Raw genomic sequence first — 15,412 nt, 5'->3', positions numbered from 1 at the left:
CCCTCCCTGGAAGGGAGGGGCCGGGGGTGGGTGGGGTCCGGGGATACGGTGGCCGGCAGTGCTCGCCCGTCCGTACCGCGAGCACGCCACCCCTCCCCGACCCTCCCCTGTCAGGGGAGGGAGGATCGGCTTACGCCAGCTGGCAGATGTCCAGCACGTTCATGTCGGTATAATCCTGGTTCTCGCCCGCCATCGCCCAGATGAAGGCATAGGCCTTGGTGCCGGCGCCCATATGGATCGACCAGGGCGGGCTGATCACCGCTTCCTCGTTCTGCATCACGATGTGGCGCGTCGCTTCACCTTCGCCCATGAAGTGCATGACGCGGTCGGTGTCGAGATTGTCGAGCTCGAAGTAGAAATAGATTTCGCTGCGCCGATCGTGGATGTGCGGCGGCATCGTGTTCCACACGCTGCCCGGCTTCAGGACGGTGAGGCCCATCACCAGCTGCGCGCTGTCGCAGATGCCGGGGATGACGAGCTGGAAGATCGTGCGCTCGTTCGATTCCGCCAGGCTGCCGCGCTCGAGCGCATTGGCGTCGGCGATCCCGAGTTTCCGCGTCGTGTATGCCTGATGCGCCGGGCATGAGGCGAGGTAGAAACGCGCACCGTCACCCGAAAACTGGACGTCCTTCGCCCCCATCGTGACGTACAGGCAGTCCTTGTTGCCGAGCTCGAACGTCTCGCCATCGACCGTCACAATGCCGTCGACCTTGCCGACGTTGACGATCGCCATCTCGCGGCGTTCGAGGAAGGGATGGCCCGCCGCCGACGCCGGCTCGGTCTGGTCGGGCAGCTTGACGCTGCCGCTCGCCACCGCGACGCCGCCGATCACGAAGCGTTCGGCGTGCGTGTAGTTCAGCACGCATTCGCCGTCGCGGAACAGCCCCTGGATCAGATACCGATCGCGCAGTTCGTCGTTCGACACGCACTCCATCATGTCCGGATGCGTCGCGTAATAGGTCCGGTCGTACATGGTCACTCCTTCGGGCCGCGCGCGGCGGCCGTGCTCTGGTCGATACGATAGGCGCGGCGGACGAGGCCGGCGGTCAGTTCCTGCGCGAGGTCCGCCGCCTCCCAGTCCGCGATGCGATGTTCGGCGACGAGCCGCGCCAAGAAGGCACAGTCGACGCGGCGCGCGACATCGTGCCGCGCGGGGATCGACAGGAAGGCGCGCGTGTCGTCGTTGAAGCCGACGGTGTTATAAAATCCGGCGGTCTCGGTCGTCATCTCGCGGAAGCGGCGCATGCCTTCGGGACTGTCGTGGAACCACCAGGACGGGCCCAGCTTCAGGCACGGATAATGGCCGGCGAGCGGCGCGAGTTCGCGCGCATAGGCGCTCTCGTCCAGCGTGAAGAGAATGATCGACAGATCGGTCGAGGTGCCGAACCGGTCGAGCAGCGGCTTGAGCGCGCGGACGTAATCGGTGCGCGTCGGAATGTCCGCACCCTTGTCGCGACCGTGACTGGCGAACAGACCGGCATTGTGGTTGCGGAAACTACCGGGATGGATCTGCATGACCATGCCATCCTCGACGCTCATCGCCGCCATTTCGGTCAGCATCTGCGCGCGGAACAGCTCGGCGTCCGCCGGGGTCCAATCGCCGCCGACGATGCGCGCGAACAGCGCTTCGCACTCCTGCGGCGTCAGATTGGCGGTCGCTGCCGTCGGATGGCCGTGATCGGTCGCTGTCGCGCCCGCCGCCCGGAAGTGGGTGCGGCGCTTGCGGTGGGCGGCGAGATAGCCCCGCCAGCCATAGACGTCCTCGCCGGTCAATTCGGCAAAGCGCGCCATTGCCGGCACGAACGCCTCATGTTCGACGTCGATCACGCCATCGGGGCGATAGGTGGTGACGACGCGCCCGCCCCAGCCCGATGCATGGATCGCGTGATGTGCATCAAGGCTGTCCTGCGCGCCCTCGGTCGTCGCCAGAAAATCGATGCGGAAGCGATCGAAGAGCGCGCGCGGCCGAAATGCCTCGGTGGCGAGCGCCTCTCCGATCGCGTCGAAATAAAGGTCGGCCGTCTCCGCCTCCAGCGCCACCTCGATCCCGAACACCTCGGCGAAGACGTGATCGAGCCACAGGCGCGAGGGCGTCCCGCGGAACAGGTGATAATGGTCCGCGAACAGGCGCCATGCCGCGCGCGGATCGGTGGCAGGCACGTCGCCCTTGTGCGGAATCGCCAGCCCGTCGAGCGCGATGCCCTGGCTGTAGAGCATGCGATACAGATAATGATCGGGCGCCAGCAACAGCGAGGTCGCGTCGGTCCAGTTCGCATTCTCGGCGAACCAGCGCGGATCGGTGTGGCCGTGCGGGCTGACGATCGGCAGGCCTGCGACACCGGCATAGAGCGTGCGCGCGATGCTGCGTGTCGTCGGATCAGCCGGAAACAGGCGGTCGGGGTCGAGGCGCAAAGCCCGGGCCATCTCTATCCTCTCGAAGCGCCCTTCGTCAGGCGGCTGGCAGCTTGGTAACCGGTGTCAAATCGTGACGCAACCCCCAGCCTCATTCGCGCGGTGCGGCGACCGACGCACGGCGGATCAGCGTCGACAGAAAAAGCGAAGGTTCTTCCACGTCCGGTTCCTGCTCCATGCCGCCCGCAATCAGCTTGAGTGCCGCCGATCGGGCCATGGAGGCGATCGGCCAGCGCACCGTCGTCAGCGGTGGCCAGACATGCGCGGCGATCGGCGTGTCGTCGAAGCCGATGATCGACAGGTCACGCGGAATCTCCAGGCCGCGCTGCCGGGCGGCATGGATCACGCCCGCCGCCATCTCGTCGTTCGAGGAGAAGATCGCGGTCGGGCGCGGCACGACATCGAGCAACCGCTCCGCCGCGACCAGCCCCGAATCGAAGGTATAATTGCCGTCGGCGATCATCGATCGCGGCAGCGCGATCCCCGCCTCCGCCAGCGCATCCTCGAAGCCCTGCCGCCGCTCGCGCGCCGAGCGGAAGCCGTGCGGCCCCGCGACCAGGCCGATGCGCCGATGCCCCTGTTCGATCAGATAGGCGACCGCGCCCTGCACCGCCTCGCGGTCGTTGGAGGCGACCATATGGTCGGCCGCATCCAGCACCGCCGACCCCATGCGCACGTAACGGCAGCCGATATCGTCGCACAGCTTCGCCACCGAATCATTCTCGCTGATCGGCGGCATCAGCAAGACGCCGAACAGGCGCTGGCGTTCGAGGAAGTGGCGCAGATCCTCCAGCATCGTCGCCGAGCCGCGATCGAGCGGACGCACCACCATTTCGAATTCGGTATCGTGCAGCGCTTCCAGCATGCCCTGCTGGACGTTCATCACCGTCTGCGCATTGGGATTGTCGTGGACGAGGCCGATCAGGAAATTGCGGCGCAGCGCCAGCGCCCGTGCCTGCGGGTTCGGGATATAGCTGAGATCCGCGATCACCTCTTCGACACGTTTGCGCGTCTCTTCGTTGAGCAAGGGCGAACGATTGATGACCCGGCTGACGGTCTTCTTCGATACGCCGGCGACGCGCGCCACATCGTTGATCGTCGGCTGGCCGGTCTTCTGCATGGCACCGGGTGTAAAGCGGGCGAAACGATCCCGCCAGTCCCACGCCCTTGCAAAGATCGTCCGGACAGGACACATCTGACACCGGTTACCGAAACGAATGTCGAGAGGATGGCATGGCGAGGGTATGGAAGGTGGCGCCGACCGATACGGTCGCCACGATGCTGGACGATGCACGCGCCGGCGACACGCTGACGGTCGACGGGGCCGCCGGGGCCGCGATCGGCCGCGCGATCACGCTCGCCGACGATATCGCGCGGGGTCACAAGGTCGCGCTGCTGCCGATGGGCATCGGAGCGCCCGTCCTCAAATACGGCTCTCCGATCGGCCATGCCACCGCCGCCATCCGGCCCGGCGCGCACGTTCACAGCCACAATCTGTCGACCGCGCTCGATGCGACGCTCGACTATCGCTACGCGCCGGCGCCCGCGGCGACCCTGCCGCAGGCCGAGCCCCCAACCTTCATGGGCTATCGTCGTGCGGACGGGCGGGTCGCGACGCGCAACGAGATCTGGGTACTGCCGACGGTCGGTTGCGTCGCGCGGACGGCCCAGCGGATCGCGGCGGGCGCCGCGGCACAGGTCGGCGATGCGGTGGATGGCGTCCATGCCTTCACCCACCCGCACGGCTGTTCGCAGCTGGGCGATGACCTGGGCGGCACCCGCGCGATCCTGGCCGGACTGGCGAGCCATCCCAATGCCGGTGGCGTCCTGATCGTCGGGCTGGGCTGCGAAGAGAATCAGGTCGCGGCGTTGCTCGATGCGGTTCCGGCGGCACATCGCGGCCGGGTCCGCACGCTGACCGCCCAGCTCAGCGCCGACGAGGTCGAAGAGGGCATCGCTGCGGTCGTCGCGCTTGCCGAGGCGGCACGGGCGGACCGCTCGCCGTGCCCGCTGAGCGATCTCGTCCTCGGCGTGAAATGCGGTGGATCGGACGGGCTGTCGGGCCTGACGGCCAACCCGCTGGTCGGGCAGATGAGCGACCGCGTCGTCGGGGCGGGCGGGCGCGTCGTCTTCACCGAAATTCCCGAGATTTTCGGCGCCGAACAGACGCTGATGGATCGCGCCGCCGCGTCGCAGGTGTTCGACCGGATCGTCGGCGTGGTGAACGGTTTCAAACGCTATTTCCTCGATCACGGCGAGCCGGTGTCGGAAAACCCCTCCCCCGGCAACGTCGCCGGCGGGATCACGACGCTGGAGGAAAAATCGCTCGGTGCCGTACAGAAAGCCGGGCGGGCCCGCGTGGGCGCGGTGATCGATTACGGCGAGGAGGCGACGCAGACCGGCCTGACCTTGCTGGAGGCGCCGGGTAACGATGCGGTATCCTCCACCGCCCTTGCCGCCGCGGGGGCGACCGCGATCCTGTTCACCACCGGGCGCGGTACGCCGCTGGGCTTCCCGGTGCCGACGATCAAGATCGCATCGAACAGCGACCTTGCCGCGCGCAAGCCCGGCTGGGTCGATTTCGATGCGGGCGCGGTGCTCGACACCGGGTTCGACGCCGCATCCGAGGCCTTGCTCGCGCGCATCGTCGCGGTCGCGTCGGGTGAGGCCACCGCCGCCGAACGCAATGGCGAGCGTGAGATCGCGATCTGGAAACGAGGCGTCACGTTATGAGACTATCCCGCGCCACCCTGCCCCAGGTGCCGGACGCCATCGCGGCGCCGCGCGAGCGACCGGAGGGCAAGATCGGCATCGTTCATTTCGGCCCGGGCGCCTTCCACCGCGCGCATCAGGCGACCTATATCGACGATCTGCTGGCACGCGACCCCGATTGGGGCATCGCAGCCGTGTCGCTGCGCAGCGCCGGCACGGTAGAAGCCTTGGCCGCGCAGGACGGCCTGTATACGCTCGCGGTGCGCGATGCCGAACCGGCCATGCGCATCATCGGGGCGCACAAACGCTTCCTGGGGCCCGACGATCAGGCGGAGGTCGCGGCGCTGCTGGCCGACCCCGACGTCCGGCTGGTGACGATGACGGTGACTGAAAAGGGGTATTGCCTGCAGGCCGACGGCACGCTGGACATGACCCACGCCGATATCGTCCACGATCTGGCGGGCGAGCCGCCGCGCAGCATCGTCGGCTGGCTGGTGGCGGGGCTCGCCGCGCGCCGGGCTGCCGGCGTCGCTCCGGTCGTGGCGATGCCGTGCGACAATCTGGCGAGCAACGGGCGCAAGCTGCACGCCGCGCTCGTCGCCTTCGCCGCCGCCCGCGATGCGGACCTGGCAGCATGGATCGCCGAGACGGTGCGCGTCCCCTCCACGATGGTCGATTCGATCACGCCGGCAAGCGATGCGACGTTGCTGACCGACGTGGCCAACGCGATCGGCTTGGACGACGACGCCCCCGTCCAGCGCGAGGCGTTCGTCCAATGGGTGATCGAGGACGTCGGGGCGGACGCCATCACGGCCTTGGGCAGCGTGGGTGCGACGCTGACGCAGGATGTCGCCAGCTATGAGCGGGCCAAGCTGCGTATCCTTAACGGCGCGCATTCGACCCTCGCCTATATCGGCCTGCTGCGCGGCGCGATGAGCGTGGCCGAAGCGATGGCGGACGGCCCGCTTGCCGCATTCGTCGCCGCGATGATCCAGCAGGATATCGCGCCAATGCTGACCCCGGTGCCGGGCTTCGACCTCGACGCCTATGCGGCGGCGATCCTGACGCGGTTCCGCAATCCCGCGATCGTCCACCGGCTAGACCAGATCGCGCAGGACGGTTCGCAGAAGCTGCCCTATCGCCTTGGCGACACATTGGTCGCCAACCGGCAAGCGGGGCGCATGCCGGCCCATGTGGTCCGCGCGCTCGGCGGTTGGGTCGCATTCCTGATGGCGCGCGCACGCACGGACACGACGATCGTCGATCCGGCCGCCGACACGCTGCTGTCGATCGCGCGGGAACAGGACGTGGCGGCGGTGGTCGACGCGCTGATCGCGGCCGGCCACCTCGTGCCGTCCGCCATCGCTGCCGACACCGAGGTGCGCACAGAGATCGCCGCCGCCGCGACGGCCGCTGGATCGGCGGACTGGCCGCGATTTTTCGCGTGATGCCGCTTGCGATGCTTGCCAATGACACCGGTTTCCCATATCGATCCGATAACGACGAATGACATGGGAGGGGCTGCGGTGAAGCCGGACAGCGATATCGCGCAGGTTGCGCAGGCGTTCGTGGAGGCGCGACGGACCGCCACGGCGTTGCCGGACTATCCGGGTACGATTCCGCACGATCTGGCGAATGCCTATGCGGTACAGGATGCCGCGCTGGCGCTCAGCGATCGTCCGGTGGCCGGCTGGAAGGTCGGCCGGATCAACCCGCCCGCCGAAGGATTCGACCGACTTGCCGGCCCCATCTTCGCCGATCAGGTCACCGACACCGAACATTGCGAGATGCCGATCTTCGCCGATGGCTTCGGCGCGGCGGAGGCGGAATTCCTGTTGCGCATCGGCCGTGCACCCGATCCGGCGCAGCGAGACTTTTCCATGGCGGACGCGCGCGCGCTGATCGATGCGGTGCATGTCGGCATCGAGATCGCGAGCTCCCCCTTCCCCGGGATCAACACCAACGGGCCGACCGTCACCATTTCGGATTTCGGCAATAACAACGGCCTCGTCATCGGCGCTGCGATCGACGGCTGGCAGGATACCGACCTCAATTGCTGGCCGGTCGCGATCTACATCAACGATGCGGAGATCGGCACCGGCATCGCTGCCGACATGCTCGACGGCCCTTTCGGCGCGGCGCGCTTCCTGTTCCAGCATCTCGCCGCACGCAATATCCCGGTTACGGCGGGACAGTGGATTTCGACCGGTGCGGTCACCGGCGTTCATCAGGTCGCCGTAGGCGACCGGGTGGAGGCGCGGTTCGACGGCCGCCTGTCGATCCACTGCACGATCACCGCGCAATAACGCGCCATCCCACGACGAACGGCCCGCCAAGAGGCCGCTGACACAGGAGAGACAGACCGATGGCAACGATCGAAGCGCCGGAGGTCACGGCCGCACCCGCCAGCGTCGGCCGCTATCGCTGGGTGATCTGCGGCTTGCTGTTCGCGGCGACCGCGATCAACTATGTCGACCGCCAGATGATCGGGGTGCTGAAGCCGACGATCTCGGCCGAACTCGGCTGGTCGGAAACGACCTATGCCGACGTCATCTTCTGGTTCCAGGCCGCTTATGCGATCGGCTATCTCAGCTTCGGGCGGATCGTCGATGCCGTCGGCGCGCGGATCGGCTATTCGATCGCCTTCGTCATCTGGACGCTCGGCCATACGCTGTGCGGCTTCGTTGGCTCGGCGTTCCAATTCTCGGTCGCGCGCTTCATTCTGGGCATCGGCGAAAGCGGCAATTTCCCCGCGGGCCTCAAATCGGTGACCGAATGGTTTCCGGCGAAGGAGCGCGCGCTCGCGACCGGCATCTTCAACGCCGGCGCCAATGTCGGCGCAGTGGTGACGCCGCTGATCGTGCCGGTCATCACGCTCGCCTTCGGCTGGCGGATGGCGTTCATCGTGACGGGCGCCGTCAGCCTGTTGTGGCTGGTCGCCTGGATCGCGCTGTACCGCCGCCCGCGCGAAAGCACGAAAGTGTCCGCCGCCGAGCTCGCCTATATCGAGAGCGATCCCGCCGACCCGGTGCAGAAGATCGGCTGGCTGAAGCTGCTCGGCTATCGCGAGACCTGGGCCTATGCGCTCGGCAAGTTCCTGATCGATCCCATCTGGTGGCTGTTCCTGTTCTGGACGCCCGATTTCCTCGCCAAGACCTATCACCTCGATCTCGTCAGCTTCGGGCCGCCGCTGGTCGTCATCTATCTGATTTCCGACTTCGGCAGCATCGCGGGCGGCTGGTCGTCGTCGCGGCTGATGAAGCGCGGCTTCACCGCCAATGCGGCGCGCAAATGGACGATGTTCGCCTGCGCGCTGCTGGTGACGCCGATCTTCTTCGCGCAATATGTCGACCATCTGTGGCTGGCGGTCGCGATCGTCGGCCTCGCCACCGCGGCACACCAAGCCTTCTCGGCCAACCTCTACACCATCCCGTCGGACATGTTCCCGCGGGCGGCGGTCGGATCGGTGGTTGGCATCGGGGGCACGGTCGGGGCAATCGGCGGCATGATGATGGCGAAGTTCACCGGCTATATCCTGCAGACGACGGGCAGCTACACGATCATCTTCGCGGTGGCGGGCAGCGTCTATCTGATCGCGGTCGGCGTCGTCCATCTGCTCAGCCCACGCCTCGCGCGGGTCGACGCGTTGTGAGGGGCGGCAGGCGCTCGCTGACCTCCGCGCTCGCACTGGCGACCGCCGCCCTTACGGCAGCGGCGGCGCAGGCGCAGGAGACATCGCCCGGCCTGCTGTTCCACGCGCCGCTCGACACCGGCTTCGACGCGACGGTCGCGCACGGGGAGGCCGTGCCGAACTTCCGCGCCAACGTGCGCATCGTGCCCGACGGTGCGATCGGCGGTGCGGCGCATTGGGCGGACGACGGCTATGTCGCGTGGCGGGCGCCGGGCAATATGCGCGGCACGCGCGGCACCCTCTCCTTCTTCTGGCGCGCGCGTGAACCGCTGGGCGAGGCGCCGTTCGTCATCTTCCGCGCCGGCTTTGCCGATCATACCAGCTGGGACATGGCGTTCCTGCGGATCGACTGGAACGGCCACGGCTTCGACGCCTTCGTCACCGACACGAACCTGTCGCGCATCCGCGTGTCGTGGCGCATGCCGACCATCCCCGACGCGAAGGCGTGGCAGCATATCGCCTTCGCCTGGGACGAGACGAAGGGCGTGACGCTCTACGTCGACGGCAAGGAGGTCGCGCACAAGGATCAGACCGCCGACCTCGACACCGGCCTCGACCAGTTCGGCCTGGCGGGGCGCGTGCTGGCGCCGCATCAGGTGCAGAGCCGCTATAATTTCATGCGTGGGTCCGACGTCGACGATATCCGCGTCTATGACCGGATGCTCTCCCCCGCCAACGTTGCCGCGCTGGCGGCGAAGACGGAACCGGGTCCGCTACCCGCTGCTGATCCGCAAGCAGAGCGGCAGGCATGGCTGCACCGCTACGGCTGGGACAAAGGCTTGCCGCCTTTGCTCGATGCGCCGGTCACCCGCGTGCGCAAGGTCGAATTCGCGGATGCGAAGGACCTGAAGGAATGGATGTGGAAGGGTGTCGACGGCATCGCCGAAACGACCTGGCCCGGCGTCTACAACCGGTCGCGCCTGCCCGGTCGGGACGATTATTTCGAGCTGCCCGACTGGAACGTCTATGTCGAAGGCGGCAAGCGCTACGACCTGACCGTGCCGGCGGGCGAACGCTTCAACCGCGTCGAACTGCGCGGCGCGGCCTATGGCAGCCTCAGCTGGACGGGTGACGGCAAGGACACAATTCTCGCCACCCGGCCGAAGGGCGTTGTGCGCAGCGTCGACCAGTTCGCACCCCGTACCGGCGGCACGCTGCACTTCACCAACGTGATGCAGGAACAGCCGATCCAGGAGCTGTGGGCCTATGACATCGGCGCCGGCACCGAACCGGCGGGCAGTTTCAAGCTCGACTATACGATCCGGGCGGACATGGCGCCGACGCTCGCCGCGCTGGCACCGCTCAACGGCTTCATCGCCGGCCGCTACGCTCCCGACGAGCGCGCCACGGTCGTCGCGATGCCGACCGCGGGTGTAAAGGCGGCGGTGGGCGCCGGCGCGGCGGGCGGTGGCGGCACCGTGGCGCGCCCCGCCGGCATGGCGCCGATCGTCCATATCCTGATCCCGGCAACCTTGGGCGATGCGCTGCCCGACCAGCCGGTCGCCCGTGCCTTCGATTACGGCTGGCAGAATCTGCGCGACGGGCTGGACGGCATCGCGATCGACCTGCCCGCGCTGCCCGGCACCAAGCCGGTCGCGCTCGACATCCGCGTCAAGGACCCCATCTGGCCCGAGCGTGACATGATCGACCTGTCGGTCACCGTGCCGCCGGGGCAGAAGCGCACGCTGTGGCTCGACCTGCGCGATCGCATCCTGCCCAACGACAGCCTGTATCTGTCGATCGCCGCGTCCGACCCCGCTTTCTCCGCAAAGAGCCTCGACGGCGCGCGCATCCGATTGGTGTTCAAGCCGCGCGCGCAGGCGATCACCGAACATGTCGCGGATCGCTTCAATCAGGTGAAGGACAATTGGGCCTTCCTGGTCGAGGAGCATACTTCATCGAAGCGCATGGCGCTGTATCGCCGCCTGTTCGCCGACATCACCGATCTGCTGCGGGTCGATCCGGACCATAAGGAGGCGCAGGCCTATTGGGCGGATATCGACTATCGCCCCGAAAACCTGCCGCCCTTCACCCAGCCCGTCCCGACCAGGGGCGAGCCATTATGGGCGTTCCGCCAGCTCGAGGACCTGAAATACGTCCGCCGCTTCGTCGACTGGTGGATCGATCACCGCCAGGTTCCCTATGGCGACTTCGGCGGCGGCATTTCGGACGATACCGACCTGACGCAGCAATGGCCGGGCCTGGCGCTGATGGGGGTCGAGCCCGACAAGGTGAACGCCTCGCTGCGCGCGCTGTCCGATGCGGTCTATACCAACGGCATGCGCGTCAACGGCCTGGGCTATATCACCACCGACGAGCTGCACGCCTATGAGGAGGGGCTGAACTCCGACGCCGAACGCCTCTACCTCAACTGGGGCGAGCCCAAGGCGGTCGAGCGGCTGATGGAGACGACGCGCGCCTTGCAGGGCGTGATCCTGAAGAACCCCGCTGGGCACCTACATTTCGCCTCCAGCTGGTACGGCGGGCGCAAGATGTATCGCGACGCACCCTGGGCGTGGCAGAAGCCCTATGCCTTCACCGTCATGCACGCGCCGATCCTGATCGGCCTGTACAACGGCAATCCCGCCGCGCGCGGGCTGGTGACCGGCGTGATCGATGGCTGGATGGCGCACGGCAAGCAGGATGCGAAGGGCGTCTGGACCTATCCCAACGAAATCCACTGGGACAGCGACGCCGAGCGGGCCGGCGACGGCGGCGGCATCTCGACGCCGTTGCAGAGCGCGTGGAGCGCGTGGCGCTTCACCGGCGATGCCAAATACCTCCGCCCGTTGACCAGCCGCATTGCCAAATCGGGACCGACTGCGCTGGCCGAAATGAACGAAAATGCCTTCGCCGTCCTGCCCGAAGGCACGCGCTATCGCGACGCCATCGCGGCGGCGGCGAAGGACGATCCGTTCGCGCTCTACACACGCTGGGATGCGACGGGCGACGTCACCGCGCTCGAACGGCTGCATGCCGACGCCATCGCCGACAAGGCGCGGCACGAATATATGTACACCGAGGGCCATTGGTGGTCCGACCGCGTCGAACAGCCCAATGAGATCCTGCAACGCGAACGACTGGGCGGCATCGCGCTGCGCCGGAACCAGACGTGGCCGGGCAATACGGTATCGTGGCGCTTCGCCGAGCCAGACGCCGCTGGCGACGTCGCGATCCTGATGCCGAACGCGACGCCGAACCACTTCCGCGTCATCGCCTACAATCGCACCGACCGCGTGCAGCGGGCGGAGATGACGACGTGGAACGTCACCGCGGGCCAATGGACGATGCAGCGCGCGACGAGCAGCGACGGCGGCAAGACACTGGTGGCCGATGGCGGCGCGACCACGCTGCCGCTCGAACGCAGCCTCGGCACCACCGTCGCCTTCGCGCCGCACACCACCACCGTCTATGACGTCACGCTCGCCAAGCCGATCGCGCCCGTCGAGCAGCGTCCCGATATCGGCATCGGCCGTGACGATGTGGTGCGCAACGGCCGCGGCCTGACGGTGACCGTCCATAGTCTCGGCGCACAGCCGACGACCGGGGGCACGCTGACCGTGCGCGGCGCCGACGGCGCGGTGCTGGCGACGTCGGCGATCCCGCCGCTCGCCGCGCCGACCGATCTGCGCCCCCGCACCGCGACGATCCGCATTGCCGCCCCGGCCAAGGCGACGAGCGTCGAGATCGCCTTGCCCGGTGACGCCCCCGAAGTGACGCGGCTGAACAACCGGGTGGCGCTGGAGCCCGCGCGATGATGCGGCGGCGGCAGGTCCTCGTGGCGCTCGGCACGGGGGCGGCCTCCGCCCTCGCCGCGCCGGTCTTCGCCCGAACGGACGACGACCAGACGATCGGCGCCGCGCTCGACACCGCGGCGACGCTGCCTCCTGCCCAGGCGCTGGACCTGCTTGCCCCGCTGTCTGCGGCGGGCGCCAGCACCGGCCGCCGCCTCGACCTGCAGGCTGCCCGCGCCGGCCTTGCGATCGACGTCGCCCTGACGACCGCCAGCGACGCAGCGACACGCTTTTCGTTGCAGACGCAGCGGGTCGCGGGCAACGACGCGCGGCTGGATATCGTCGCGCGCGACCTCGCCGCCGCCAAAGCAACGCTGGACGCGCGCGCGACGCGCCTGTTCGACCGGCTGGGCATCGCGGGTGGCACGACGGGCGCCCGGTTCGAGGCGCTGTGGCGCGACCCGCGCTGGCTGTTCGCCGACGATACCGCCGGGCGCGAGGCGGCGGTGGCGGCGATGCGCGCAACGCTCGCGACGATCCGCCCGCAAATGCCCCGCCTGATCGGCCCGCTGCCCGCCGCCTGCCTGTCGGTCGACGTCCGCCCGCTCGACGCTGCCGAGATCGCCGCGGGCAAGGGCGGCTACCGCATCCTACCCGCCCCGGGCGTGCAGGGCCTGTACGTCGTCGACCTCAAGGACATCCGCCGCCGCCCGCGCTTTTCGCTGCCCAGCGTCGTCGCGCATGAGCTTCTGCCCGGCCATATGGCGCAGATGCCGCTGGAGGCGCTCGCCCACCCCCACCCGCTGCGGCTCCGCTATGCCGCCGGCTTCAGCGAAGGCTGGGGCGTCTATGCCGAAATGCTGATGGCCGATGCCGGTCTGTTCGGCGATCCGGCGACCATGCTGGGCCACATCCACTGGATGCTGTTCCGGGTGACCCGCGGCCTCGCCGACATCGACCTGCATGTGCGGGGCATCGACACGGACCGCGTCGCGGCCCGGATCCGCGAAAGCCTTGGCGAGTCCGTCTATTTTGCCCCCATCGACCGCGACGTGGTACGGATCGCCAGCGATCCGGGGCTGCGCGCCGCCGATGCGTGGGTGCCGCTTCGCATCACCGCGGCACGCCCGCGCGCGCGCCAGCGCTGGCCGCAATTCCATACGCCCCTGCTTGCCTACGGTCGGCGCAGGACCGAACAGATCGCGGGATAAACGCCGCAGCGCGCGCGTTACAGCGCGCGGAACCGGAAATCGCGGAAGCGCGCCTCGCCCGCGCCGGCCGCATACAGCCCCGGCCGCAGCATCAGGAAACCGCCGCGGACATTGTGGTGGTAGCCCGACACCTCCATCCCCCGATCGAACCGCTGCCAGGTCGCGCCGCCGTCGCCCGAGGTGTGGATCGCCACGATATGCCGTGTGTTGGCGATGCGGATCAGCATGCGGCGTCCGTGCGGATTGGCGGGGCGCCCGCGTTCGTTGCCATATTGATGGGTGACGAAGCGCTTTTCGTCGAAGCCGAGCCCGCAATAGAGCTTGTCGTCGTAGAACAGGATCAGACCCGCCGTACCGCCCGGCGCAATCTCCACATCGCACTGAAATTCGTAGGCCTGATCGCCGGCGGTCAATAGCAACGGCGCGGAATTCGCCGGCGTCGTGCCGCGTGCCGTCAGATGCAGCGTACCCGCGTCGACGCGCACCCGTGCGTGTTCTTCGGGGCCGGGACGGAAGAAATTCCAATGCGCGCCGAGCGCCAGCGGCCGGGTGAAATCGTCTGACAGCGGCTGCCCGTGCGGACCGCCCTCGCCGCCTTTCGGTTTGGGCAGCGGCGTCGACAGGTCGCCGCCCGTCATGCAGAACCAGCCGTCGGCGGTCCAGCGGACGGGATCGAGCAGCACCTGCCGCCCCAGCGTCCAATACCCGTTCTCATAGCCGTGATACACCGACCACCAGCTGCCGTCCGGCCCCTCGACCAGGCTGGCATGGCCGCGGGACCACCATGTCTCGTCGTTGGAGACGGTGCGGACGACGGGATTGCCCGGATCGTTGACCCAGGGGCCGTGGATCGACCGCGATCGCGCGACGATCACCATATGCCCCGTCGGCGGCCCGGCGGTGCCACCGACTGCGGTGATCATATAGAACCAGCCGCCGTGGCGATGGATCTTGGGCCCTTCGGGGCTGAAGCCCTCGACGTCCCACTCGTCGGGATAACGCCAGGGATCGTAGACATGCTCGACCGGTCCGACCGTCGACAGGCCATCGTCGGCCAGGCGGATCCGGTCGCCGCAGGACAGAAACAGCCAGCGCGAACCGTCCTCGCCCACGGCGTGGCAGGGATCGATGTGATCGTGGAGGCCAAGGCTGATCGGGTCGGACCAGGGGCCATCGATATGATCGGCATGGATGACGTAGATGTCGTTCCGGGGGCGCGCCTTGACCGGGATATACAAGAGATAGCGGCCGTCATGCTTGTCGAGGCTGACCGCCCAGACCGACCCGATGTTGCGGGTCAGCGCCGCCGTCCGCGGGCGCCAGTTCACCAGATCGCGGCTGTGCCAGATCGTCAGCCCCGGATAGCTGTCGAAGCTGGAAAAGGTCATGTAATACTCCGCGCCATCCTTCAGGATCGCGGGATCGGGCCGGTCGCCGCCGATCAGCGGATTGAGGAAGCGCCCATCGCCAAGGTCGGCGATCCGCTGCCCTTCGTACCCGCGGCGCCACGGCGAGGGCCTGGCGGCCGCACCGGCTGCGGCGGCCGGATTGGCGGGGATCAGCGCGCCGCCGCCGGCCAGCGCGGCAAGGCCGAACGCATCGCGCCGACTATATTCGGTCATGCAGCGTCCCGGATCGGGCGGCGGAGCGAC

At 68.1% G+C, this 15,412-nt stretch carries 10 protein-coding genes; 6 read left to right on the top strand and 4 right to left on the bottom strand.

Features of this window, described 5'->3' with window-relative positions; genetic code table 11:
* Positions 1–130: 130 nt before the first annotated feature.
* From kduI to GGR47_RS08875, 3 genes are all read right to left on the bottom strand, one after another.
* Positions 131–973, bottom strand: a complete 843-nt coding sequence (gene kduI, locus GGR47_RS08885) for a 5-dehydro-4-deoxy-D-glucuronate isomerase (protein ID WP_183949510.1) — start codon at positions 971–973, stop codon at positions 131–133.
* A 2-nt stretch (positions 974–975) separates the two neighbouring features.
* Positions 976–2,424 (bottom strand): glucuronate isomerase, encoded by a 1,449-nt coding sequence (gene uxaC, locus GGR47_RS08880; RefSeq protein ID WP_147037165.1) that lies wholly within the window; start codon positions 2,422–2,424, stop codon positions 976–978.
* 79 nt (positions 2,425–2,503) lie between these two features.
* Entirely contained in the window at positions 2,504–3,532 is a 1,029-nt protein-coding gene (locus GGR47_RS08875; RefSeq protein ID WP_147037164.1) for a LacI family DNA-binding transcriptional regulator, read from the bottom strand.
* A 113-nt stretch (positions 3,533–3,645) separates the two neighbouring features.
* On the opposite strand from GGR47_RS08875, the gene GGR47_RS08870 reads away from it, so the two are divergent.
* The 6 genes from GGR47_RS08870 to GGR47_RS08845 all read left to right on the top strand — a co-directional run bounded on the left by GGR47_RS08870 (position 3,646) and on the right by GGR47_RS08845 (position 13,760).
* The gene (locus tag GGR47_RS08870) at positions 3,646–5,145 is read left to right on the top strand and encodes a UxaA family hydrolase (protein WP_147037163.1); all 1,500 of its coding nucleotides are present in this window, start codon (positions 3,646–3,648) and stop codon (positions 5,143–5,145) included.
* Entirely contained in the window at positions 5,142–6,572 is a 1,431-nt protein-coding gene (locus GGR47_RS08865) for a mannitol dehydrogenase family protein (RefSeq protein ID WP_147037162.1), read from the top strand. The genes GGR47_RS08870 and GGR47_RS08865 overlap by 4 nt, the downstream gene beginning before the upstream one ends.
* Before the next feature lie 63 nt (positions 6,573–6,635).
* A complete protein-coding gene (locus GGR47_RS08860; RefSeq protein WP_221204717.1) occupies positions 6,636–7,430 on the top strand; it encodes a 2-keto-4-pentenoate hydratase in 795 nt (264 codons plus the stop codon).
* Between the two features lie 59 nt (positions 7,431–7,489).
* Positions 7,490–8,776, top strand: a complete 1,287-nt coding sequence (locus GGR47_RS08855; protein ID WP_017979823.1) for an MFS transporter — start codon at positions 7,490–7,492, stop codon at positions 8,774–8,776.
* Positions 8,773–12,573, top strand: coding sequence for a LamG-like jellyroll fold domain-containing protein (locus GGR47_RS08850; protein WP_183949509.1), 3,801 nt, complete (start codon positions 8,773–8,775; stop codon positions 12,571–12,573). The genes GGR47_RS08855 and GGR47_RS08850 overlap by 4 nt, the downstream gene beginning before the upstream one ends.
* A complete protein-coding gene (locus GGR47_RS08845; RefSeq protein WP_147036578.1) occupies positions 12,570–13,760 on the top strand; it encodes a DUF885 family protein in 1,191 nt (396 codons plus the stop codon). Before GGR47_RS08850 ends, GGR47_RS08845 begins: the two co-directional genes overlap by 4 nt.
* Positions 13,761–13,777: 17 nt before the next feature.
* Here GGR47_RS08845 and GGR47_RS08840 read toward each other — a convergent pair whose 3' ends face one another.
* Positions 13,778–15,382 (bottom strand): family 43 glycosylhydrolase, encoded by a 1,605-nt coding sequence (locus GGR47_RS08840; RefSeq protein ID WP_147036577.1) that lies wholly within the window; start codon positions 15,380–15,382, stop codon positions 13,778–13,780.
* Between the last annotated feature and the right edge of the window lie 30 nt (positions 15,383–15,412).

The organism is Sphingomonas aquatilis, assembly GCF_014196115.1.
Taxonomy (GTDB): domain Bacteria; phylum Pseudomonadota; class Alphaproteobacteria; order Sphingomonadales; family Sphingomonadaceae; genus Sphingomonas; species Sphingomonas aquatilis.
The sequence above is the reverse complement of the archived record's forward strand: the minus strand, read 5'-3'. Positions and strand labels throughout refer to the sequence as shown.

Coding starts and splice junctions, on each gene's coding strand:
- kduI (WP_183949510.1), bottom strand. CDS start 973: ATGTACGACCGGACCTATTACGCGACGCATCCGGACATGATGGAGTGC.
- uxaC (WP_147037165.1), bottom strand. CDS start 2,424: ATGGCCCGGGCTTTGCGCCTCGACCCCGACCGCCTGTTTCCGGCTGAT.
- GGR47_RS08875 (WP_147037164.1), bottom strand. CDS start 3,532: ATGCAGAAGACCGGCCAGCCGACGATCAACGATGTGGCGCGCGTCGCC.
- GGR47_RS08870 (WP_147037163.1), top strand. CDS start 3,646: ATGGCGAGGGTATGGAAGGTGGCGCCGACCGATACGGTCGCCACGATG.
- GGR47_RS08865 (WP_147037162.1), top strand. CDS start 5,142: ATGAGACTATCCCGCGCCACCCTGCCCCAGGTGCCGGACGCCATCGCG.
- GGR47_RS08860 (WP_221204717.1), top strand. CDS start 6,636: ATGGGAGGGGCTGCGGTGAAGCCGGACAGCGATATCGCGCAGGTTGCG.
- GGR47_RS08855 (WP_017979823.1), top strand. CDS start 7,490: ATGGCAACGATCGAAGCGCCGGAGGTCACGGCCGCACCCGCCAGCGTC.
- GGR47_RS08845 (WP_147036578.1), top strand. CDS start 12,570: ATGATGCGGCGGCGGCAGGTCCTCGTGGCGCTCGGCACGGGGGCGGCC.
- GGR47_RS08840 (WP_147036577.1), bottom strand. CDS start 15,382: ATGACCGAATATAGTCGGCGCGATGCGTTCGGCCTTGCCGCGCTGGCC.